Source organism: Exiguobacterium sp. USCH10, assembly GCF_037619445.1.
GTDB lineage: Bacteria > Bacillota > Bacilli > Exiguobacteriales > Exiguobacteriaceae > Exiguobacterium > Exiguobacterium aestuarii_A.
This window is the reverse complement of sequence record NZ_JAQPZO010000004.1, coordinates 172,007-192,437: the sequence shown is the minus strand read 5'-3', so window position 1 is coordinate 192,437 and position 20,431 is coordinate 172,007. Positions and strand designations below refer to the sequence as shown.

At 46.0% G+C, this 20,431-nt stretch carries 21 protein-coding genes and 1 other RNA gene; 13 read left to right on the top strand and 9 right to left on the bottom strand.

Annotated features, from left to right (window positions below):
• The first annotated feature begins 54 nt into the window (after nucleotides 1–54).
• Nucleotides 55–750 carry a CPBP family intramembrane glutamic endopeptidase gene (locus PQI28_RS09250; RefSeq protein WP_339963098.1) on the top strand — a complete coding sequence of 232 codons (696 nt, stop codon included), beginning with the start codon at nucleotides 55–57 and terminating at the stop codon, nucleotides 748–750.
• On the opposite strand, the gene PQI28_RS09245 is transcribed toward PQI28_RS09250, so the two are convergent.
• Nucleotides 683–1,606 (bottom strand): alpha/beta hydrolase, encoded by a 924-nt coding sequence (locus PQI28_RS09245; RefSeq protein ID WP_339963097.1) that lies wholly within the window; start codon nucleotides 1,604–1,606, stop codon nucleotides 683–685. The two genes, PQI28_RS09250 and PQI28_RS09245, sit on opposite strands and share 68 nt — an antisense overlap.
• Nucleotides 1,607–1,785: 179 nt before the next feature.
• On the opposite strand from PQI28_RS09245, the gene PQI28_RS09240 reads away from it, so the two are divergent.
• Nucleotides 1,786–2,196 (top strand): hypothetical protein, encoded by a 411-nt coding sequence (locus PQI28_RS09240; RefSeq protein ID WP_214748938.1) that lies wholly within the window; start codon nucleotides 1,786–1,788, stop codon nucleotides 2,194–2,196.
• On the opposite strand, the gene PQI28_RS09235 is transcribed toward PQI28_RS09240, so the two are convergent.
• The 5 genes from PQI28_RS09235 to PQI28_RS09215 all read right to left on the bottom strand — a co-directional run bounded on the left by PQI28_RS09235 (nucleotide 2,186) and on the right by PQI28_RS09215 (nucleotide 6,875).
• Complete coding sequence (locus PQI28_RS09235) at nucleotides 2,186–2,824, bottom strand: ABC transporter ATP-binding protein (protein ID WP_339963096.1); 639 nt, start codon at nucleotides 2,822–2,824, stop codon at nucleotides 2,186–2,188. The two genes, PQI28_RS09240 and PQI28_RS09235, sit on opposite strands and share 11 nt — an antisense overlap.
• Nucleotides 2,821–3,834: an ABC transporter permease gene (locus tag PQI28_RS09230; protein ID WP_339963095.1), complete on the bottom strand. Its 1,014-nt coding sequence runs from the start codon at nucleotides 3,832–3,834 to the stop codon at nucleotides 2,821–2,823. Before PQI28_RS09230 ends, PQI28_RS09235 begins: the two co-directional genes overlap by 4 nt.
• 67 nt (nucleotides 3,835–3,901) lie before the next feature.
• Nucleotides 3,902–5,248 (bottom strand): sensor histidine kinase, encoded by a 1,347-nt coding sequence (locus PQI28_RS09225; RefSeq protein ID WP_339963094.1) that lies wholly within the window; start codon nucleotides 5,246–5,248, stop codon nucleotides 3,902–3,904.
• Complete coding sequence (locus PQI28_RS09220) at nucleotides 5,245–5,910, bottom strand: response regulator transcription factor (protein WP_271304744.1); 666 nt, start codon at nucleotides 5,908–5,910, stop codon at nucleotides 5,245–5,247. The genes PQI28_RS09225 and PQI28_RS09220 overlap by 4 nt, the downstream gene beginning before the upstream one ends.
• Nucleotides 5,911–5,981: 71 nt before the next feature.
• On the bottom strand, nucleotides 5,982–6,875 hold the full coding sequence (locus PQI28_RS09215; RefSeq protein WP_214782836.1) for a hypothetical protein: 894 nt from the start codon (nucleotides 6,873–6,875) through the stop codon (nucleotides 5,982–5,984).
• A 169-nt stretch (nucleotides 6,876–7,044) separates the two neighbouring features.
• Between PQI28_RS09215 and PQI28_RS09210 the strand changes: the two genes are divergently transcribed.
• Both PQI28_RS09210 and PQI28_RS09205 read left to right on the top strand, forming a co-directional pair.
• Nucleotides 7,045–7,452: a hypothetical protein gene (locus PQI28_RS09210; protein ID WP_214748958.1), complete on the top strand. Its 408-nt coding sequence runs from the start codon at nucleotides 7,045–7,047 to the stop codon at nucleotides 7,450–7,452.
• Between the two features lie 94 nt (nucleotides 7,453–7,546).
• A complete protein-coding gene (locus PQI28_RS09205; protein WP_271304746.1) occupies nucleotides 7,547–8,995 on the top strand; it encodes a S8 family peptidase in 1,449 nt (482 codons plus the stop codon).
• Nucleotides 8,996–9,039: 44 nt separating this feature from the next.
• Here the strand turns inward: PQI28_RS09205 and PQI28_RS09200 are convergent, their stop codons facing one another.
• Complete coding sequence (locus tag PQI28_RS09200) at nucleotides 9,040–9,444, bottom strand: hypothetical protein (RefSeq protein WP_271304747.1); 405 nt, start codon at nucleotides 9,442–9,444, stop codon at nucleotides 9,040–9,042.
• A gap of 120 nt (nucleotides 9,445–9,564) precedes the next feature.
• Between PQI28_RS09200 and rnpB the strand changes: the two genes are divergently transcribed.
• The 8 genes from rnpB to PQI28_RS09160 all read left to right on the top strand — a co-directional run bounded on the left by rnpB (nucleotide 9,565) and on the right by PQI28_RS09160 (nucleotide 15,835).
• Nucleotides 9,565–9,932, top strand: an RNA gene (rnpB, locus tag PQI28_RS09195) — RNase P RNA component class B.
• A 125-nt stretch (nucleotides 9,933–10,057) separates the two neighbouring features.
• Complete coding sequence (locus PQI28_RS09190) at nucleotides 10,058–11,224, top strand: THUMP domain-containing class I SAM-dependent RNA methyltransferase (RefSeq protein ID WP_339963093.1); 1,167 nt, start codon at nucleotides 10,058–10,060, stop codon at nucleotides 11,222–11,224.
• A gap of 115 nt (nucleotides 11,225–11,339) precedes the next feature.
• Complete coding sequence (locus PQI28_RS09185) at nucleotides 11,340–11,522, top strand: hypothetical protein (protein WP_074034388.1); 183 nt, start codon at nucleotides 11,340–11,342, stop codon at nucleotides 11,520–11,522.
• 53 nt (nucleotides 11,523–11,575) lie between these two features.
• On the top strand, nucleotides 11,576–12,478 hold the full coding sequence (locus PQI28_RS09180; RefSeq protein WP_339963092.1) for a Gfo/Idh/MocA family protein: 903 nt from the start codon (nucleotides 11,576–11,578) through the stop codon (nucleotides 12,476–12,478).
• A 59-nt stretch (nucleotides 12,479–12,537) separates the two neighbouring features.
• Nucleotides 12,538–13,956 (top strand): alanine/glycine:cation symporter family protein, encoded by a 1,419-nt coding sequence (locus tag PQI28_RS09175; protein WP_337873890.1) that lies wholly within the window; start codon nucleotides 12,538–12,540, stop codon nucleotides 13,954–13,956.
• A gap of 102 nt (nucleotides 13,957–14,058) precedes the next feature.
• On the top strand, nucleotides 14,059–14,880 hold the full coding sequence (locus tag PQI28_RS09170) for a YihY/virulence factor BrkB family protein (protein ID WP_337873889.1): 822 nt from the start codon (nucleotides 14,059–14,061) through the stop codon (nucleotides 14,878–14,880).
• Between the two features lie 79 nt (nucleotides 14,881–14,959).
• A complete protein-coding gene (locus PQI28_RS09165; RefSeq protein ID WP_339963091.1) occupies nucleotides 14,960–15,514 on the top strand; it encodes a hypothetical protein in 555 nt (184 codons plus the stop codon).
• A 15-nt stretch (nucleotides 15,515–15,529) separates the two neighbouring features.
• Nucleotides 15,530–15,835 (top strand): hypothetical protein, encoded by a 306-nt coding sequence (locus tag PQI28_RS09160; RefSeq protein ID WP_083600139.1) that lies wholly within the window; start codon nucleotides 15,530–15,532, stop codon nucleotides 15,833–15,835.
• A 64-nt stretch (nucleotides 15,836–15,899) separates the two neighbouring features.
• On the opposite strand, the gene putP is transcribed toward PQI28_RS09160, so the two are convergent.
• Together putP and PQI28_RS09150 are read right to left on the bottom strand one after the other, a co-directional pair.
• Entirely contained in the window at nucleotides 15,900–17,381 is a 1,482-nt protein-coding gene (gene putP / locus PQI28_RS09155; RefSeq protein WP_271304753.1) for a sodium/proline symporter PutP, read from the bottom strand.
• Nucleotides 17,382–17,718: 337 nt separating this feature from the next.
• Nucleotides 17,719–18,690 (bottom strand): D-alanyl-D-alanine carboxypeptidase family protein, encoded by a 972-nt coding sequence (locus tag PQI28_RS09150; protein WP_339963090.1) that lies wholly within the window; start codon nucleotides 18,688–18,690, stop codon nucleotides 17,719–17,721.
• A 193-nt stretch (nucleotides 18,691–18,883) separates the two neighbouring features.
• On the opposite strand from PQI28_RS09150, the gene PQI28_RS09145 reads away from it, so the two are divergent.
• Nucleotides 18,884–20,416: an FAD-dependent oxidoreductase gene (locus PQI28_RS09145; protein WP_339963089.1), complete on the top strand. Its 1,533-nt coding sequence runs from the start codon at nucleotides 18,884–18,886 to the stop codon at nucleotides 20,414–20,416.
• The last annotated feature ends 15 nt before the right edge of the window (nucleotides 20,417–20,431 follow it).

Sequence of the window (20,431 nt, the reverse complement as noted above, 5' to 3'; positions counted from 1 at the left end):
CAATACCCGAATAGTGTAGCATATAGCTAAGAGGAAGGACAGGAGTGGATATGGATGCTCGAACGATTGATTTTTACAGCCATTATTGGGTATATGTTGGTCGTCCAAATCTTTAACGCAAAACTGATTCGTCCATTGATTGAGACGAAAGGACGGACGTGGGTATACGACCAAACCGTTAAATCAGCATGGGGACTGACCTTGTTGATTGTAGCTCTCATTTTTTTATTTCAAGTACCGCCATCAGAAATAGGTTTGACATTTTCGCCAGAACCAGGCAACGAACAGGCGTGGCAAGTCTTTTTCCTATCATGTATTCTCGTCACAGTGACACTCGTTTTTTATTTGTTAGTCAAGACCTCATCCCGACTACGAGGTGTCCTACGTCCGTACTATGAGCTTGATTTAGAAAAGCTTCTCCTGCCTAGAACGAAGAAAGAGGAACAGGAGTGGAGTGCCGTCTCGGTCACAGCAGGTGTGACTGAAGAGTTCATCTTTAGAGGCGTTCTACTTTATACGGTTACACTCTATATCGATGGGTCGAACATCACTCTTGCACTTATTGGTGGAGCACTCTTTGGCATCGCGCATGCCTATCAAGGCGTCAAAGGAATCTTGACGACGGGCATTGTCGGTTTCGGTCTCGGTCTGCTATATTTAGGTATGGGTGTCCTATGGCCGGTCATGGTCTTGCATGTACTGCTTGACTTGATTGCTGGACCAATCCATGTCGGTGCAAAAAGCGATTGACTGCGTCTTCATATGCAGGGGCGTCCTTGATCATACAATCTGTATGTTCTGCTCCGTCAATCAAGAGCAAATCGTTTTGGCGGTTCAACGCGTTCATCTCGACTGACATCCACGTCGGGACAAAATCATCTTTTGAGCCGTGTACGAATAAGATTGGGGTCGTCGTTTCAGTGACGGCCTTTTTTGGTTGTACTTGCTTCATGGTGAACCCGGCACGAGACCATAAGAAATAATTGATTCCGGGAAGGAAGAACTCTGCCGGTATCCGATGCAATTCTTTCAATTGGTATCGCATCAATTGCCCCATATCGTCAAACGGACATTCTGCGATGACAAAATCGACGTCTGTGAGCGGAGTCGTTTGAAGGACCGTCGCTGCACCCATCGAGACTCCGTGAAGACCGATTTGGTCGACTGTTTCATTCGTTTTCAACCATTCGACCCAATCGATCATATCGATTTTTTCATGATATCCGTAAGAGGCATAAACGCCTTCGGATTCCCCGTGTGACCTTAAGTCGACAGCAAGCATGTTATATCCGAGACGATGGAACATGGCGAGATGAGGCGCCATGAAGCTATGTGAAGCGGTATAACCATGTACAAAAACAATCCATTTCGTCGAGGCGTCATTTCGATAAATTCGACCATAGAGTCGAAAATCGTCCCTCGACTGTATGGAGACATGTTCAAATGGGACATCATGATAGAAGGCACGGTCCTCTTCCGTGTATGGAGCAAGTAACATCTCCGGTGTTTTCCGTTTCCCTCGAGTCATCCGTTTGAAAGCATAGTAGCTGATTGCGTAATAACCAGTGAAAAGTGAAGCTAATCCGATTTGCCATTTTCGTTGCATATGATCGACTCCTTTCAACGTAATTGTACCCGAAACGAAGAGAAATCGTGCTGTTTTCTGACGTAAGTTGTGCTCTTACGTGCCATAACCTCAAAGTTTGTATGACGATACTCTTCTCGCATCACATAAGGATACACGCTATGATTGATAAACAATCTATAAAGGGGATCAGAACAGTGATGGAACGAGCGGATAGCTATCGAATGATTCAATGTGTGTTGAGTAATCCAAATGGAACGCTCGAAAGCGGTGTGACCTTTAGATGGACATGTGACGGCGACGAACGAATCGTCGGTCTCGTGTTCGATTTGTTGCTCGATCGTTATTTTCTACATAACAAATCGAGCCTACACACCGAGGTTCAGGAAATCGCAATGTCGACGGGATGTCGACCAGAAGAGGTCGTCCGTGCGTTTGCCTGTCTCTCGGGTATACGACTCGAATCAAATCATATTGCGGAGCGGTTCATGGTTATTGAAGGTGCCGACATCTCGCAACAGGGAGAGATTGGGGTCACCGTACGTTTTGGTGGCTGGCTCACGCATCAGCTTCGTCAAATCTGTCAGCGTGAACCGATGCTCAGCTATTGACCTCGGTCAACGTACCATCGATGACGCGCAGAACACGATCACATACATCGAGCATACGTTCATCGTGCGTGATGACGACGACGCTACGTCCTTCACGATGTGCTTGTTGTGACAGCAACTCCATCACACGCCGTCCGTTCTCGTAATCCAGACTCGCCGTCGGTTCATCTGCCAAAATGAGTTGTGGTGAATTAATCAAGGCTCTAGCGACGGCGACGCGTTGTTTTTCTCCTCCAGAGAGTGTCGTCGGGAGATGATGTAATCGATGTTCTAATCCAAGCTTCACTAGTAACTGTTTTGCGTCGGTATCTTTGTTTTCTTGAATGAGCTCAAGCTGTTCGAGTACTGTCAGATAAGGGATCAGATGTGCTTGCTGAAATACGAACCCGACTTCATGTAATCGGAGAAGCCGTCGCTGTTCTTCGTCTAAATCAAACACATCTTGTTCATTCATGGAGAATGTTCCTTGATCTGGTTTTCGGAGCAGACCGAGAATATATAATAACGTACTCTTTCCACTCCCACTTGGACCGACGATGGCGATACATTCTCCAGGTGACACGTGTAAATGAATATCATTTAGAACGAGCTGGCCATCGAATTGATGAGATATATGCTCTAGTCTCATGATGCTTTCCCTCCTATAATTTCAATCGCGTCGATTTGGCGAAGCTTCCAGAGCGGAAGTAATGCGCCAAGAATCGACAAGATGATGAACATGGAACCAAATAGAGAAACGTGACCGATGTCGACGATAAACGGCATCGACGATGGAATCACGGCATCAGCGATATACATCATCCCGATGGACGCCGTGACAGCGGATGATACGATGACGATGACTTGGAAGAGCAATGCCTGTCCGATGATTCGTGGGGAGAGACCGATTGCTTTCAAAATACCGAGTTCCGGTAGCTTTTGTAAGGTGAACAGATAAAAGAATGCGGTCAAAATAAAGGTTCCGATCACCAGTAAGAATGCGCGCATCATCGTAAATGTGCTCTGCTCGGCGCTATAACCGGGAACAGATTCGATGATTTCCTGTTGACTCATTGTGAGTGTATCGGATGCCGTAGCGTTTGCTCCAATCTCGGCAGATACATATGGACGTTGTTCGGAGTAACGTAAATAATCGAACCACGTTTCATTCGTCGTATAGAGGACGGGCCCATGGCTGTATCTTCCAAAGGCCTCACCAGCGATTGTAAAGTCATACGCTGACACGAAGTCGGTCAGCGTATCGCCAATCTTTACGTTCTCCGAAAGGCTCGAATCGAAGACCACTTCACCTTTTCGTAGACCTTCGACTGGTCCAATCTTGCTCCCGCTAGGAAGGGCGAAGAGGGTCACCTCTTCTTTCTTTCCATCAATTGTGACCGTGAGCGGGCGGACACTCATCGTTTCAGTTGAAGCATCAGTTGGGACGTTCAAAAAGGAGCGCGTCAACTGACCATCTGAATCTTTGTCCAGTCTATACGTTGAAACGTTCAATTCGTGTAGGGCAGAACCGTTGTCATATGCTAGTCCGTCTGCAAGCCCCGTGATCAAGGTCGTTAACATGACGATCATGAGCGTGATCACGAACAGCATCGAAAACTTTCGTTTTTGTCGCCACATCTCTTTCCATCCTAATTGCATAAAAAAACCTCCTTCAAGTTCTATGAAGGAAGTGTAATCGTTCAATGTGAACGGAATATGAACAGCGTCAAAAATGAAGGTGGAACGTCGTCCCGATTCCTTTAGTCGATTCAAGGGTGATCTGTCCACCGTGCAAGGCGATGATATCTGATGTGATGGCGAGCCCTAACCCGGTTCCCTGAGTCGTTCGTGCGGCATCGCCTCTGAAAAACCGGTCAAATAAATGACGTTTCGTCTCCTCATCCATTCCAATTCCTTCATCGATAAAGGAGACACATATCCGAGGATTGACGGTGCATGTGATCCTAATCGTCCCACCATCGTGTGAGGCATGGATAGCATTGACTAATACATTGTTCCACACTTGTGCGAGAAGGACAGGGTCACTTTTCAATTCGACATCAGGCGGGATGTCGGTCATGACGGCAATCCCTTTTTGGTCGAGCAAAAATGCGTTCATCTGTATGACCTCTAAGATAGACTGTAACACGTTCACATCCGACGCAAGGGTCGGTGGATGTTCATCTAGACGAGATAACAATAAGAGTTGTTTGGTCAATTGAGATAAACGTCTTGTTTCTTGTTCGATGACACGTGCATATTCTTTCGATACACCGTCGGTACCTTCAGCCAACTTTTCCGCATAGCCGACGAGTGACGTCAAGGGTGACTGAAACTCATGAGAGACGTTCGAGACGAATCGACGTTGTCGTACTTCGGTCTGCTTGATCACATTCGTCATCTCTTGGAACTGTCTCGCTAACGTTCCGATTTCATCTTTTCGTTCAATAGGCAGATGTTTCGGCTCTAGTCTCATGGCCACGTCAGTCGTCGCGGCTGTGAGCGTTTTTAACGGTCGAACGAGCGAACGAGTCGACATCGCAATCAAGCTGAACGCGAGAATGGTGACGAGTGCGAAAAACATGCCGACGAAAAGGTGAAGCTCTCGGATTTGGGCACTCAGGTCAGGTCGAATGAAGACGACATCCCCATTGTCGAGTGTCCATCCGTACGTATTCGTCAATTCATTATCAAACAGCCCTAAAAGGAACAGGTGAAATGGGAAATCACGCATTCCTTGATAAGGTGTGCCTTCACGAACAGATGAAATCACATCGTCAGGAATCGATTCATCTCTAAACGAACCACCATAGCGCAATCGTGTATTTGTCGAATCAATCACTACCAATTGGTAACCTGTCGCAGCCAAAAAAGAATAAAATGCGTCTTCGTCTGCATCGGTATGTTCTGAGAAATAGGTCGACGCCTGTTTTGCGATTGCCTCGGTCTTCTCACTATAGGAAGGTTGCCACCACGTATAGTAAGCGACATTACTAATCAATAACGAGATGGCTCCAGAAATGAGCAGAATAAAAAACATGGTGAGAATGATTCGAGTATATAATGTCTTCATTTCAATACCTCTAGTGAATATCCGACACCGCGCACTGTCCGAATTGAAAGGGCAGGGTGGTCGAACCTGTGACGAAGTCGTTTGATGTGCACATCGACGGTTCGTTCATCTCCTTCGAAATCAAATCCCCATACGAGCTCAATCAACTCTTCGCGACGATATACCCTGCCTGGGAATGAAGCGAGCTGAAACAATAGTTCAAACTCTTTTTTGGGAAGGTAGAACAATTGATCGTCGAGTTTCACTTCATATTCGGTTAAATCCAACTGTAGCGGTCCTGCTTGAATACGCGAAGCAGATGAGCGGTTATATCGCCTTGAAACGGCTTGTAATCGGAATAGTAGTTCCTCCGGGATGAAAGGTTTTGTCATATAGTCATCTGCCCCGTGCTCAAACCCTTGACGTTTATCTTCCCATTCGCCGAGTGCCGTCAATAAAATGACAGGAATATCAAGTTCCGTTTTCAGGCGGCGACACAATTCCCGACCATCTATACCTGGTAGCATTATGTCGATAATCGCTGCATCAATCGACTGAGTCCTATATAGCTGCTCGCCTGACTTCCCGTCTGTTGCAATGAAAACATCGTGACCTGCATCTTCGAACGTCTCTTTCACAAGACGTAAAATAGAAGGGTCATCTTCCACGATGAGTAAACGCATGTCAATCGTTCCTTTCTTTAAAACTATACACGCGAAACGAGGTGACCCATACGGCGTCACCTCGAGTCGAATCAGTTCAATTGTTTCGTCATTTCCTCGTGCAAGGCGCGAAGCGCACGGATAAATGCATCTTTGAAATACTTATCTTCTTGTGTCTCTAATGTCTGAATCGCTTTTTGATCGCCCGTTGATGCTTTTAAGAGCAGATTCACAACTGTTCCCCAACGTTTGACGTGTTCTGGTCTCGGATGATTAAGGGCGGTTGTCAACGTGAACCAATACGGTTGATCGCGACGTTGAAGGGTGGCAATCATTTGTTTTGCAAGTAGAGCTTCTTCTTCGGAAGGAAGGGTCGCCGTCGCGAACCATCCGAGTAATGAGGCACTCATCGATTCGAGTTCTTGCTTCATCGACTGTTCCATCGGCAAACGTCCGAAATCCGTGACGTTGACAAACACTAAGCGGTCTTTTGGATCGATATGAGTGACCCATCCCGTGACCGATTTCATTTTGTCCCGTTCTTTAGATTGTGCCTTACATGTATACCCTTGTTGTTTTCCGATATAAATACGGAACTGCCCCCGGTCGACATGTTTGTCCACTTTGAACTCAATGTCTTGTCCGACTTGAAACGGTTGGTTCCGCTTATTCAGCGTCTGTCCTTTTTTCAACTCAGGTCGTTTCGAGATGTGACGCAGCGCTTCTTGTTCGGTGCGGTCATCTAACGTCCAAAGGTTGTGGGGCGTCACATTTTTGAAACGATGGCGTCGTACATAAATATATTGGTCAAGCGCGTCAATCGCGTCTGCTGCAGGTAGTGTACCATTCAAATAGTCATCAGCGATGTCTCGTAACGTGAGTGATTCGAGACGGTCGATATATCCTGCGTATGGAATCGTCTCGACGACATATAAAGCGGTCGCAATCAATTCACTTTCACGAGGGGTCAACGGTCGTTTGGCCATGGTGCACTTCCTCTCTAGATTCATACGAATAGTATATCAAAAACCATGCAATCGTTGCGAATTCAACTGAGATTTGGAAAAACATACGGAATGGACAGGATTTCCACATCCCATCACGAATAGTAACGTGTAGAGAATCGGATGAAGGAATGAAAAGTGAGGTGAGACAATGAAGCTCTCCATCGAACCTGGTGATTATGTTGTCTTGATTGAAATCAATAAAGAAGTATTAAAATGTGTCTCCCTCGAAGAAGCGGATCAGGCAGACCGAATCAGATACGAACTAGTCGGACGGATGAGTGAACGGTTACCAGCTGAAGTCATCGTCCCGTCCATCATCGACTACATTCGCTTTGGAAGTGGATATATCGGGGATCATATCGTCTGGGATGCAGAAACAGAGTCTTTTTTTTGTCAGCAATTTGAGACAATCGACGGCTCTCCGCTCGGAGAAGATTTAGAAGGATTTCGTCCTGACCCAAGTCGAGTTGAACTGGCGCGGTATTATACGTATTTGACCATCGGACGAATTGTCGAATATGAGATGTTACATCCCGATGAACCAAGCTATTGGTAAACTTGTCGACAACTTTTTATTCAAAAAAAGGGAAATCTAATCCAAAGTTTGAGATAATGAAATCACTTTATCAGTTTGGAATGGAGCGGAAGGAATGAAAAAGATTGCCCTTTTGACAGCAATTGCGCTGTTATTGCCTGTAGGTGTGGATGCAGCGAAACCTGTCGTGCTTGAAAAACATGGCTACGTCGTTTCAGAGCCACGAATTACGAATCAATATTATGTACGACAAATCGGAACAGACCTGGCGTGGAGTAAAACGAGAGGTGCCTCAGACATCGTCGTGGCGTTAATCGACTCATCTGCCGACCGTAATCATACAGATTTAAAAAATGTTCCACGCGTCGTGAATTCGATGAAAGGTCCATATAGCGCGGACACCCATGGAACACATACTGCCGGCATCATGGCAGGAAAGCATAATCGTTTTGGAATTGCCGGACTCGCCCCGAACGTGCGATATCACTTTTATAATGTTTTCTATGGCAGAAACTCTGAATATACAGACTCATGGACGGTTGCAAAAGCTGTAGATACAGCTGTGGCAAAAGGAGCAACAATCATCAATTTATCACTTGGTGGAGATGACTATGATCGTCGCTTAGCTGCTTCCATCAAACAGGCGAGAGCCAAAGGTGTGGTTGTGGTTGCATCTTCAGGTAACGATGGGATGACTAAAACGTCGTTCCCGGCAAACATGAAAGAAGTGATTGCTGTCGGTGCGATTGACTCTCGTCATCAAGTTGCTGACTTCAGCAATATGGATGCGAGTGTAAAAATCGTTGCTCCTGGTGTGAATATTCTCTCACTCGGGGTCAATAATCGTTTTATTTATATGGACGGTACCTCTATGGCCGCACCGATGGTCACAGCGAGTCTCGCGCTCGTCAAATCAATCAATCCATTTTTAACACCTGACGAGGTGGATGCCCTGATCGCGAAAATGCCACGTTCTCAAGGGAAAACGTATACGGAGTTGAATACATTAAAACTACTCGATGCGACCCCTCGACCATTGACACTAAGTACTGATTCTACTTGGAAGCAACGCTATATTACCGATGTGAGACTGAATGTCATGCAGCGTCCGACAATCAAAACGACGTATGGACTGTATATGGGTAGTAAGAAAATTAAAACGTTAAGTCCGAATACAAACTTTACGATGTTTGCATATGGTGATTGGCTACCGAGTGGGCAGTATCGACTTGTCGCCCAAATGACCGATGGAAAATACAAACGGTCTACGAGTAAGACGATTGATTATATCAATACGGTCAAAACGTCCATCTCTGTTGATGCGGCAGATGCTCAGACGTTCTCCTTACAGACTACTCGTAAAGGAATCGTCACCGTTCTCGATGCGGATGGCAATAAAATGTATGAAGCCCTCCATATCGCCGGAACATTCCCGGTGAGAGGAGATACGACAAAACCGTTGACGGTGATTCTAAAGCCGACAGATGTGCGTGAAAAAGTCGTATCGACGAGTTATACGCCGCCTGTGGTCGAGGAAGAACCGCCTGTGGTTGAATCCTTATAAAGAAAAAAGCCGTCTACTCCGAACGGAGAGACGGCTTATCTAATTCAATCGATGGTGATGGCTTCTCCACACCAACGGATACTCGCTTCTAATACATTTCCTTGGTCGTCAATATGCTCAAAACTGAGTTTACCATCGCGGATGATTTCGCATAATCCGACACGAACCCGATCACTCCAAACGCGACGCGTTTCATGGGTTTCGTCGAACACCGGAATCGCGTCAGGGAAACGCTCTTCTAAGTGTGCTAAATTATGATGGTCAAAATGATAAGATCGTTTCGAGAGTTCGTTCGGTGCTTTAATATCGAACGGTTCAAACCCTCGGACGAGACGATTATTTCGGTAGAAGGCGAACACGCCGTTGTTCGGGTGGAGCACTTTAATGTCATCGATTTCTATTACATAAGTCAGACGTTGAATCCAACCGTTTTTTGCATCTTGATGCATCAAAATCCCTCCTTATTCAATGAACACGCCTTATTTTAGCGCTGACTGAATGTAAAATCAAGTTTCGAATTTCAGTTGTAAATTGTTGAAATTTCCGCTACAATGGTTGAAGTGACTATGAGGTCTGGACAATCGCGGGACGCAAGTTTTGAGGAAAGTCCATGCTCGCACAGCCTGTGATGGCTGTAGTGATCGTGCTACACGAAAAGATAAGTGTAGGCAACGCAAGTTGACGGCAGAAGAAACACCTAAGTCCTCGGATATGGTGTACGCTTCTTGAAAGTGCCACAGTGACGAAGTCTGATCGGAAACGTTCAGAGTGGAACGAGGTAAACCCCACGAGCGAGAAACCCAAACTATGGTAGGGGAACTTCCTAACCGGAACCGAACGGGACGGAGGGCGCCGATGTGCGCAGATAGATGATTGTCACTCCATCGTGCCAGGGAGACCGCTATGAGCACCGGAGTACAGAACATGGCTTACAGGACAACATAGTCTCAACTAACAACGACAAGGAGTTCAAGCACATATACTTGAGCTCCTTTTTTCATGATTTTTTTACAATTTACAACATGAATGAAAGATTTTAATGTAGAAAGAAGGCGATTGCAGATGGCAAAACGTAAACTGATTGCGACAGCAGCGATGGGGATTGAGGCTCTCGTTGCAAAAGAAGTAAGAGACTTAGGATACACATGTGAAGTCGAGAATGGTCGAGTTTACATCGATGCGGAGATGGAAGACATTCCACGATTAAATATGTGGTTGCGCACGGCAGACCGTGTCAAACTCGTCGTAGCGGAGTTCAAGGCGACAACGTTCACAGAACTATTCGACGGGGTTGTGGTATTGCCGTGGACAGATTTCATGCCGTGGGACGCTGCGTTCACGGTTGATGGTCGCTCGGTCAAATCGAAATTGTTCTCAATTCGGGACTGTCAAAAGATTACGGAGAAGGCAATCGTCGAAGCGATGCAGCGTGGCTACCATAAGGGAGGGGAATGGTTGCCGAAGTCAGGTGCGAAATTCCCGATTGAAGTTGCTTTGTTAAAAGATGTAGCGACCATTACAATCGATACGTCAGGCCCGCTTCACCGTCGAGGCTACCGTGAGTTGCATTCACAGGCACCACTTAAAGAAACGATGGCGGCGGCAATGATTCAATTGACGAACTGGCGTCCTGATATGCCATTTTATGATGTCTTCACGGGTTCAGGAACACTCGCAATCGAGGCGGCGATGATCGGACGAAACATCGCGCCGGGTATTAATCGCGAATACTTCGCTCAGGAATGGACATGTATCCCGAAAAAAGCGTGGTATGCAGCCATGAACGAAGCGAACGAGAAAGCGGAGTGGGATAAACCGCTCAAAATCTATGGAATCGACCTCGACCCGCGTATGGTAAAACTTGCGAAAGACAACGCGGAACTCGCCGATGTCCGTGATGCAATCACGTTCGTCCATAGTGATGCGGCCGCATTGAAACCGAAAGAAGAGTACGGCGTCATCATCGGTAACCCGCCTTACGGGGAACGACTACAGTCAGAAGAAGAAATCATCGACTTGTACGAGCGCATCGGCGCACAATATGCGAAGTACCCTGGATACAGCGTCTACATGTTGACGAGTTATGAGGACTTCGAAAAAGCATACGGTCGCCCGGCGACGAAGCGTCGGAAGTTGTACAACGGTAACATTGAAACTCAATATTATCAGTACTTTGGAAAGCGTCGTCCACGACCAGATCGTGACGCATCACCAAAATCGGAGTCATAAACGAATGGCCGTTCTAGCGAGCGGTCATTTTTGCTTCTGAGGAACAAACTCACTTGTTTCATCATTCGATGAACAGGTTATACATAACATATGTATAATTAGAGGGGGACATGTGATGCAAAAGTATACCGTTGAATATCAATTACATGCGAAAGAACAGAACACTCGGACGGTCGAGGTGGAAATGGACCGGGTGCCAGATTTAAATAACCAAGAGGAACTAAACGCGGCTTACCAGATTGTATCCGACGCGATTCGTGAACCGATCACCAGTTTTGAGATTGTATCTATTACGTGAGCCCGAGGCAGTCGCTTCGGGCTTTCTACATATGACATAAAGGAGTGGACCGATTGAATATTTTAGTAGTGGGCATAGGTGATGTGGCAAAAAAAGCGTATCTTCCAGTATATGCCGGATTAAAAAACGTGAACGTGTATCTTGTCTCAAGAGATGAACAGAAGTTACAAGACATCCTATCGACCTATCGTTTTGAAGGAGGATATACGGACCTTCAAGCCGTGTCGATGACACAAATCGATGCGGTCATGATTCATTCGACGACAGCTGTCCATTACGAGCAAGCCGAATATTGTTTACGGCAAGGGAAGCATGTCTTCATCGACAAGCCGATCACGTTCTCACTTGAAGAGACGGAACGTCTTGTTGCACTTGCGAAAGAGAAGGGTGTTCATCTCGTCACGGGCTTTAATCGCCGATTTGCTACGGCGACAGAGGCGCTTAAACAAGTCGAACAGAAGAACATGATACTTATTCAAAAGAACAGAACGTATAAACCGGCGACACTTCGAGAATTTATCATCGAGGACTTTGTGCACGTCGTCGATACGCTTCGTTATTTGACGGACCTTCACCCTGTCGAACGCTTGTCTGTCACGCCGCGATATGAAGGAGATGTGTTGAAACAGGTGATGATTCATTTTCAGGCGGGTGGGATTGAAGCAATCGGCTGGATGAACCGTGATAATGGATGCACGGAAGAAGTGATGGAAGTCATGTCTCCATCTGTGAAGCGTGTCACGCGGGACGTCGAACGAGTCATAGACTATGGCGTCGATGGGATAAAAGAGTGGCCGCTCGATCCGTGGGAGTCAAATTTAAAGCGTCGGGGCTTCATCGACTTGATTGATGACTTCATCAAACTGATAAATGGGGAAGCGAACAAGTCAGTCCTAGCTGAGGATAGTTTAGAGACTCATCGTCTATGTGAAGAGATTCTTAAAAACGTGCAATGAACCCGCTGTTTCTGTCAGATTCATAGCGGGTAAAAACCCGATAAAAGGAGGCGATTTCGTTGGATATCCGTGAACTCATTATGCAAATCAATGACTATTTATGGTCGTACCTTCTCATCTTCGTCTTGATTGCAGGAGGTCTTTATTTTACGATTCGGATGGGGTTCGTCCAGTTCCGAATGCTACCTGAGATGTTCAAACTACTATTTGTCAAAGGACTCAAACACGAGAAAGGTCAAGTTTCTTCTTTCCAGGCGTTCGCAATCGGGACCGCGGCACGTGTCGGTACAGGGAATATTGCCGGTGTATCGACGGCGATTGCATTAGGTGGTCCTGGAGCCGTGTTCTGGATGTGGCTCATCGCCTTGATCGGAGCTGCCTCGGCATTTGTTGAGAGCACGCTTGCTCAAGTGTATAAAGTGCATGATGGCAAGGCTTGGCGTGGGGGACCGGCCTACTACATCGAACGGGCCCTCGGAGAACGGTGGCTCGGCATCGTGTTTGCGATTCTGATTACGTTTGCGTTCGGTTTTGCCTTCAATTCAGTACAAGCCAACACCATTGCACTTTCCGTGAACAATGTGTTTGAGGTCGACACGGTATGGGTCGGCTTGATTCTGTCAGTCGTCACCGCCATCGTCATTTTCGGTGGAATTCGTTCCATTTCAACATTATCGGGAATCATCGTACCAATCATGGCAGGAGGCTATATCTTGCTGGCCATTTGGGTCGTCTTGACGAATCTTGATGTCGTACCGCAAGTCTTCTCGGCCATCTTCTCTGAAGGTGTACTTGGTTTCCAGCAGTTGTTCGGTGGTGCGGTCGGTGCGGCTGTTCTTCAAGGAATTCGACGTGGACTATTCTCGAACGAAGCGGGGATGGGATCTGCACCGAATGCGGCAGCTACGGCAGAAGTCAGTCACCCTGTTAAACAAGGATTGATTCAATCGCTCAGCGTCTTTGTGGACACGTTGTTCATCTGTACAGCGACGGCGATGATCGTCTTGATCTCGGGTGTTGAAGGGTCCGAGTCGTTCCAAGGGATTGAACTTGCGCAAGAGGCACTTCTCGTCGAGATTGGACCGATTGCGACGACGCTCATGACCATCGCCATCTTACTTTTCGCCTTCAGTTCCATTCTGGCGAACTACTATTATGGTGAAACGAATATTGAGTTCATCTCGGAAAAGAAACGCTATCTCATCATCTATCGGATTGCAGTCGTCGGTATGGTCATGTTTGGTTCAGTACGGTCGGCAGGGCTTGTCTGGTCCATCGCTGACATTTTTATGGGACTCATGGCGCTCGTCAACATGTATGCGATCTTCCGCTTGAGTAAAGTCGCGAAGACGTTACTCGATGACTACATGACCCAGAAGAAAGAAGGACGAGACCCAGAATTCTTCAAAGATGGCGTCGATCTTCCCGGAAAAGAACACATCGAAGCGTGGGAAGCGAAAAAAGAAGAAATCAGTTAACCGATATGAGAGTGCTTCCGTTACCGGAAGCCTCTCCTTCATTTTAACAATAATATTTCAAATACCGCATTTATATTATATTAAAGAAAGTAGAGAGTAAAGATGAAACAAGTTTTATTGACAGTCGTCAAGCGTTTTTTTACAGAACGCTTCTTTGACCAAGCTGCCATGTTGGCCTATTACTTTATTTTATCCACGTTCCCGTTCTTATTATTCGTATTAGGGATTGTTGGGTTTTTACCATTTACGAGCGGGGATGTGATTCAAGCGTTATCGCTCATTATGCCTGAAGCCAGTTATCGGCTGTTAGAAGGAAATATCGAAGCGATTTTCGATAACTCTAAATTGAAATTGGCATCATTCAGTATCTTACCCGCACTTTGGATTTCATCGATTGCTGTGCAGTCGTTGGTCCGGGCATTAAACGATGCTTATCGGGCGGTCCGAAATAAGGCTTTTTGGAGAGGTGTCTTGCAAGACATCGCAATCACATTGGCACTCATGTTTGTACTCCCGTTCTCATTACTCGTACCGGTGATCGAAACGGCACTACGTGAAGTGTCTTCATATATCTTGTTCATTGATGAGATCGTCACGACCTATGCCCAGATATGGTTTTACTTTAGATGGATTGTAGGGACTGGTTTACTCTTTACCGTATTTATCTTCGTTTATAAGTGGTTACCGAGTGTGTCAGGTACATTCAAGAATAGTTGGGCTGGGGCGGCATTTGCGACTGTAGGAATCCTCATCGTTTCAAACGTGTTCAGCTACTATTCCCAGTTTGCGAACTATGAACAGTTTTACGGTCAACTTGGAGCGTTCATCGTCTTGTTGATTTGGTTTTATCTTGCTGCTTCTGTGATTTTGCTAGGAGGACTCTTAAACGCAACTTTAATCGAGAGGAAAGAAAAACTTCGTTAGACGTGTAATTGCTAGTTATCATTTAAAAGAATAGGGAATGGTAACGTAAGGTCACATCATCTAAGCGGAGGTGGGAAACATGGATATGCAACGGCTCGTACACAATCGTCGTTTCATCGATCAATCATTGTTTTACCTCGCCTTACATCTGTGGAAATGGATCCTCCTGTTACCTGTCTTGTTCTATTTGGATGTATCGTTTCGCCATTCGCCATTATCTGAGTTTCTAATTGTGAGTATCATATTGTATCTCATGTTTCGTGTAATACAATATGTCATCGCCAGTCGTGCTTCATTCATGGAGTTGGTTGAGTTCGGCTATTCAGTTTTGTCTCTCGTTCTCGTCTTTTCATTCCTGATGGAAATTGGGGCTCCACCTGTCACCATCGCAATCATTGGAGCGGCATATTTGAGCCATCCGATGCTTGCGCTACATCACTATCAGAATTTTTCAGAACGGAAATGGCTTAATAAACAATTTCAATTGTTTAGCCCGATGTTACGCCAAGGAGAAGTGCCTGTTCACGTCCTTGTATTGACGGAAGATGAAATTGTGATTACTGTAGAGAGTGGAAAAGAGTTTACGTACCGTCATATTTATTGGGGCGGTTTTTATGTAGAAAATGCTTCCTAAAAGGTGGTTACTCAGTTGTTTAGTGGATTCGACAATATAATCGTCATTTTGTTTTGGATTGCGACATTCATTGCGTTCTTCAAAGGTGCATATGACATGTGGCGTGAATATCGATCAACGAAGGAAAAGTCGGTTCTTTATTATCTGATTGTCCTGATCATCACATGGTTCTGGTTCAACCCATATGAACTGGTCGCACTTCATCCATTCGTGTTGATGGCGTACTATTGGAATCGAAGCAAATGGATGCGTAATGCGATGCTCGTATTGGTGCTCGTACCGTTTGTGATTCGTGTCTGGTTAATCGCAGCATCGATGTAATACAAAAACGTAATTTAAAAACTCGGTCCCTTTGAAGGGAACCGAGTTTTTAAATTGGTCTGAATTATTCTTTTTTCGCAGCTGCCAATTCAGCTTCCATCTCACCGAATTCACGGTTGATGCGTTTCTGTTCTTTCTGGCTTGTAAAGTTACTGACAAGCACGATTGCCAACATACTTAAGAAGAAACCAGGAACCATTTCGTAAAGGACAGTTGAGAGTCCAGTCACGATCCAAAGGATAACCGTGATGGCACCTACAAGAATACCAGCGAGGGCACCTTGGCGTGTCATCTTGCTCCAATAGAGTGATAACAGGATTGCTGGTCCGAATGCAGAACCGAAACCGGCCCAAGCATAACCAACAAGTGTCAAGATTGTACTAGATGGGTTGAGTGACATAAGAGTCGCCACAAATCCGACGAGCAAGACACCGATACGTCCAGCACGTACCATTGTTTTTTCACTTGCTTCTTTATTGAAGAACTTACGATAGAAGTCTTCTGTCAAAGCAGATGACGTAACGAGCAATTGTGATGATACAGTCGACATGACTGCAGCAAGAATTGCGGCTAACAAGAATCCAGTGATGAATGGGTGGAACAAGACTTCAGAGAATCGAATGAAGACTGTTTCCGGGTCACCGAGTGGGTTTCCTTGTCCGCGGAAATACGCGATTCCGACGAAACCAGTCATGACTGCACCGATGATCGATACGGTCATCCAGCTCATCCCGATACGACGTGCTGTTTTCAACGATTTCACATCACGGATGGCCATAAAGCGAACAATGATGTGTGGCTGACCGAAGTAGCCAAGTCCCCAGGCGAGGAGACCGATAATCCCGAGTGTCGTTGTCCCTTTGAAGAGATCAAACAAGTCGGCATTGATTGTCGTTGCAGAGTTGACAGCAGTGTCTACTCCACCAAGATCCGTCAAAGCAACAAATGGAACGAGCACGAGTGCCAAGAACATGATGACACCCTGTGCGAAGTCTGTCCAACTAACTGCCGTGAACCCACCAAAGAGGGTATACAAGATAACGACACTAATTGTAACGATGACACCTGTCTGATAGTTTAATCCGAATGAGCTTTCAAACAACTTCCCGCCAGAAACGAGTCCGGCTGACGTATAGAACGTGAAGAAGATGATGATAACGGATGCAGATAGGATCCGTAGCCAGTTCGAGTGATCTCGGAACCGATTCTCTAAAAAGTCTGGAATCGTAATCGAATCGTTCGCCATCTCTGTGAAGACGCGAAGTCGTGGAGCAACTAACAAGTAGTTCAAGTAAGCTCCGATGACCAATCCAACGGCTAACCAAATTGCTGATAGTCCAGTTGCATACATTGCACCCGGTAGTCCCATTAACATCCAACCACTCATATCCGAAGCTCCGGCTGACATGGCTGTAACTCCTGGCCCCATTTTACGGCCACCTAACATATAATCTGATGAATCGGTCGTTCGTTTATACGCAACGTATCCGATAAGAAGCATCATCACGAGATAAAGCGCGATTGATACCCATTCTTGCCATAGCATTGAATTACCTCCTATTAAGTTAAGAAAATCTATTTTATCAAACTCGTTCGCGATTGTGTGAACACATCACACAGTCAATAACAAAAGTTGAAAAGGCGAACTTGTGTCTTACCTTACCGAACGATTTAAATGATTGCAAACTGTCACCTTTTCAGAAAAATGGCTCTAAAGCCCGTCGTATCAACGCATAAGAGCGGAAATTAGACGTTAAAAAGTTTAAATATTCTGAATATTTGAAATGTTGAGGACTTCTCTCTGTAACATTAATGTAACATTAGACGTCATTTTTTCTGAAAAAACGAAAAAAGAGCATGGATTTACATGCCCTTTTCTTACATTATTGAAAAGCCTTCTCTTCGACCAGACGCATCGTCGGGAAAGTTTGCCCGGATTTTGCCTGCATCGTGACCAAGATATACGTCTCGTTTTGATGTTTCATGATAAACACCATCGTATAACCCGACTCATCGGTATACCCCGTTTTCGTAGCGGTCACATACTTTGAGTAGTGGATACTTCTCTCATTGACGGATGAGCCGAGGTGATACCACCAGCGTCGTTTGCCATTTCCGTCTTTGTCATTGAATTCCGCTTTAAATTCATATGTACCAGCAATCTCAACGAGTTCAGGATATGTACTAAATGCGTATGCGATTTTTGCCATATCGTTCGCCGTCGTGTAGTGATTTGGATCAGAATAACCGTGAGCATTCACAAAGTGGGTACCTGTTAATCCAAGAACTTTTGCCCGTTCATTCATCAATTGAACGAATGCTTCTGTCGAACCGCTCGTATACTCTGCCAGGCTGTTTGCGGCATCATTCCCTGATTCAAGAAGCGTGGCGTATAGCGCCTGGCGTACCGTTAATGCATCACCAATCTCAAGATGCGCGATGTGGCTATCCCAAGGGATGTCGAGTGTTGAGGTCTGGATCGAAATGAGCGGCTGGTCGAGTTCGTTTGCCGCCGATGCTTTCTCGTAAGCGAGTAAAGCCGTCATCAGTTTTGTCGTGCTGGCTGGGAAGACACGGTCGTCAGCATTTTTATCAATCAAGATTTCCTGTTTGTCCACATTTACGAAAGTCATCGCACCGACTGGAATGTCCTCGTTATGGAGTAACATCGTTTCACTTGGGTGCCAAGATTCCATCTTGATGTCGGGGAACACGGGACCTTGCTTCATCGGTTCGACTTTGGGAGCCGCAGTTTCAGCGGGTGTTGGTGCTTCTTTATCCTGCTTAAATCCGACCAATGTCGGGATCAGTGCGACGATTCCGAGCAACACTACCGCTGCAACCATTCTTCGCATGATGTACGTTCTTCTTCGGTGTCTCCTTCTACGGGTCAAAACAAGTCCCTCCTTTATCGTTACTCTATAAAGATAATAGAAAACGCATATTTATTGCGCCGATAAAATAAAGAACTAGGTCAATGATTGATGATGAAACGATGGTGTAACGGGTATAGACGTAAGAATGCCATTTTTGAGAGGGGAATAAGCCATGCAACGTTATCCGTTCACGAACTCCATCTGGCGACAACATGACACAGGGACACTTTATCCACCGTTAACCGCTTCGGAATCATCTGATGTCGTGGTCATCGGAGCCGGAATCGCCGGGCTAGTCTGTGCCTATGAACTTCAAAAGCGAGGAAAACAAGTAACGCTCCTAGAAGCGCTAGAGATTGGTCACGGCACCACTGGACACACGACGGCGAAGTGTTCTGTCCAACACGGAGCGATTTATCAGAAGCTGATTCGACATTTCGATGAGACGACTGCCCGACTCTACTACGAATTTAACGCGGAGGCACTCGTTTATCTCCAAAAACAAATTGATGAAGGATTTGAATGTGACTATTCGATAGAAGACTCGTTTTTATATTCAACGGAACCGAGTGAAGAGCTGTCCAGAGAACTGGATGCTTATCGTCGGTTGAAACTTGACGGAGGGGAGGTGACGGAGGAAGTCAGAAACACGCTTCCCTTTCCAATTGATCAAGCGCTCGTAATACGAAAGCAAGCACAGTTCCACCCAGTCAAGTATTTACGTGAATTGGCAGATCGATTCGTCCGGCTGGGTGGAAGGATTTATGAACAGACGAGGGCGCTAGACGTAAGTCAAGGTCCACGCCCTATTGTCACGACTGCTACAGGAAGACGGGTTCAGGCCAATCAGGTCGTGATTGCGACCCATTATCCATTCAATGACCTACGCGGCCTATACGTGTCAAAATTTTCAGTAGAGCGCTCCTATATCGTCGCTTGTGAAACGGATACAGCTCCGCTGAAAGGGATGTATTTAAGTGTTGACCAAAATAGTCGATCGTATCGATCATACGTGGATGATGGAAAAACGTATTTATTAATTGGCGGAGAAGGACATACAGCGGGACAGGTGACGGACACCCGAAGTCGCTATGATCGTCTGGAGAATGATGCCCAACATTATTTTGGAACGAATCGGGCGTCGTATCGCTGGTCTTCTCAAGATCTCATCACGTTGGACTCGCTTCCCTATGTCGGGCAAATGTTCAAACGGGAACCAGACATCTTACTAGCTACAGGATTTCTAAAATGGGGGATGACTAATGGGATTGCAGCGGGGAATTTACTCGCAGATCAACTTACCGGTCAGTCGAATCGATTTTCGGAGTTGGTGTCTCCACTTCGGAAAACCATCAAACCAACTGATGTCGGCTCATTTGTTAAAACCAATCTCGATACGGCGACACAATTCGCAAAAGGGACCGTGGAGCGCGTACTCGAACGCAGGGGTGTTGAGGAGCTTCAACTAGATGAAGGCGGAATCGTGCAAGTGGACCATCAGACAAAAGGGGTGTATCGAGATTTAGACAACCATTGTCACATAGTCAATCTGACATGCACCCATCTCGGTTGTACCGTGAAATGGAACAATGCGGAACGGACATGGGACTGTCCCTGTCATGGGTCTCGTTTTGATGCTAAAGGAGCCGTCCTAGAAGGTCCTGCGACAAAACCACTTCCCTACAAGATGCGAGAAGATTTGTAAACTAGTATAGGCAAA

Excerpts from the sequence above, each read along its gene's own strand:
- PQI28_RS09145 (WP_339963089.1), top strand. The coding sequence starts at position 18,884 with ATGCAACGTTATCCGTTCACGAACTCCATCTGGCGACAACATGACACA.
- putP (WP_271304753.1), bottom strand. The coding sequence starts at position 17,381 with ATGCTATGGCAAGAATGGGTATCAATCGCGCTTTATCTCGTGATGATG.
- PQI28_RS09220 (WP_271304744.1), bottom strand. The coding sequence starts at position 5,910 with ATGCGTTTACTCATCGTGGAAGATGACCCTTCTATTTTACGTCTTGTG.
- PQI28_RS09210 (WP_214748958.1), top strand. The coding sequence starts at position 7,045 with ATGAAGCTCTCCATCGAACCTGGTGATTATGTTGTCTTGATTGAAATC.
- PQI28_RS09200 (WP_271304747.1), bottom strand. The coding sequence starts at position 9,444 with ATGCATCAAGATGCAAAAAACGGTTGGATTCAACGTCTGACTTATGTA.
- PQI28_RS09240 (WP_214748938.1), top strand. The coding sequence starts at position 1,786 with ATGGAACGAGCGGATAGCTATCGAATGATTCAATGTGTGTTGAGTAAT.
- PQI28_RS09235 (WP_339963096.1), bottom strand. The coding sequence starts at position 2,824 with ATGAGACTAGAGCATATATCTCATCAATTCGATGGCCAGCTCGTTCTA.
- PQI28_RS09245 (WP_339963097.1), bottom strand. The coding sequence starts at position 1,606 with ATGCAACGAAAATGGCAAATCGGATTAGCTTCACTTTTCACTGGTTAT.
- PQI28_RS09185 (WP_074034388.1), top strand. The coding sequence starts at position 11,340 with ATGCAAAAGTATACCGTTGAATATCAATTACATGCGAAAGAACAGAAC.
- PQI28_RS09230 (WP_339963095.1), bottom strand. The coding sequence starts at position 3,834 with ATGCAATTAGGATGGAAAGAGATGTGGCGACAAAAACGAAAGTTTTCG.
- PQI28_RS09165 (WP_339963091.1), top strand. The coding sequence starts at position 14,960 with ATGGATATGCAACGGCTCGTACACAATCGTCGTTTCATCGATCAATCA.
- PQI28_RS09215 (WP_214782836.1), bottom strand. The coding sequence starts at position 6,875 with ATGGCCAAACGACCGTTGACCCCTCGTGAAAGTGAATTGATTGCGACC.
- PQI28_RS09250 (WP_339963098.1), top strand. The coding sequence starts at position 55 with ATGCTCGAACGATTGATTTTTACAGCCATTATTGGGTATATGTTGGTC.
- PQI28_RS09225 (WP_339963094.1), bottom strand. The coding sequence starts at position 5,248 with ATGAAGACATTATATACTCGAATCATTCTCACCATGTTTTTTATTCTG.
- PQI28_RS09190 (WP_339963093.1), top strand. The coding sequence starts at position 10,058 with ATGGCAAAACGTAAACTGATTGCGACAGCAGCGATGGGGATTGAGGCT.
- PQI28_RS09205 (WP_271304746.1), top strand. The coding sequence starts at position 7,547 with ATGAAAAAGATTGCCCTTTTGACAGCAATTGCGCTGTTATTGCCTGTA.
- PQI28_RS09170 (WP_337873889.1), top strand. The coding sequence starts at position 14,059 with ATGAAACAAGTTTTATTGACAGTCGTCAAGCGTTTTTTTACAGAACGC.
- PQI28_RS09150 (WP_339963090.1), bottom strand. The coding sequence starts at position 18,690 with ATGCGAAGAATGGTTGCAGCGGTAGTGTTGCTCGGAATCGTCGCACTG.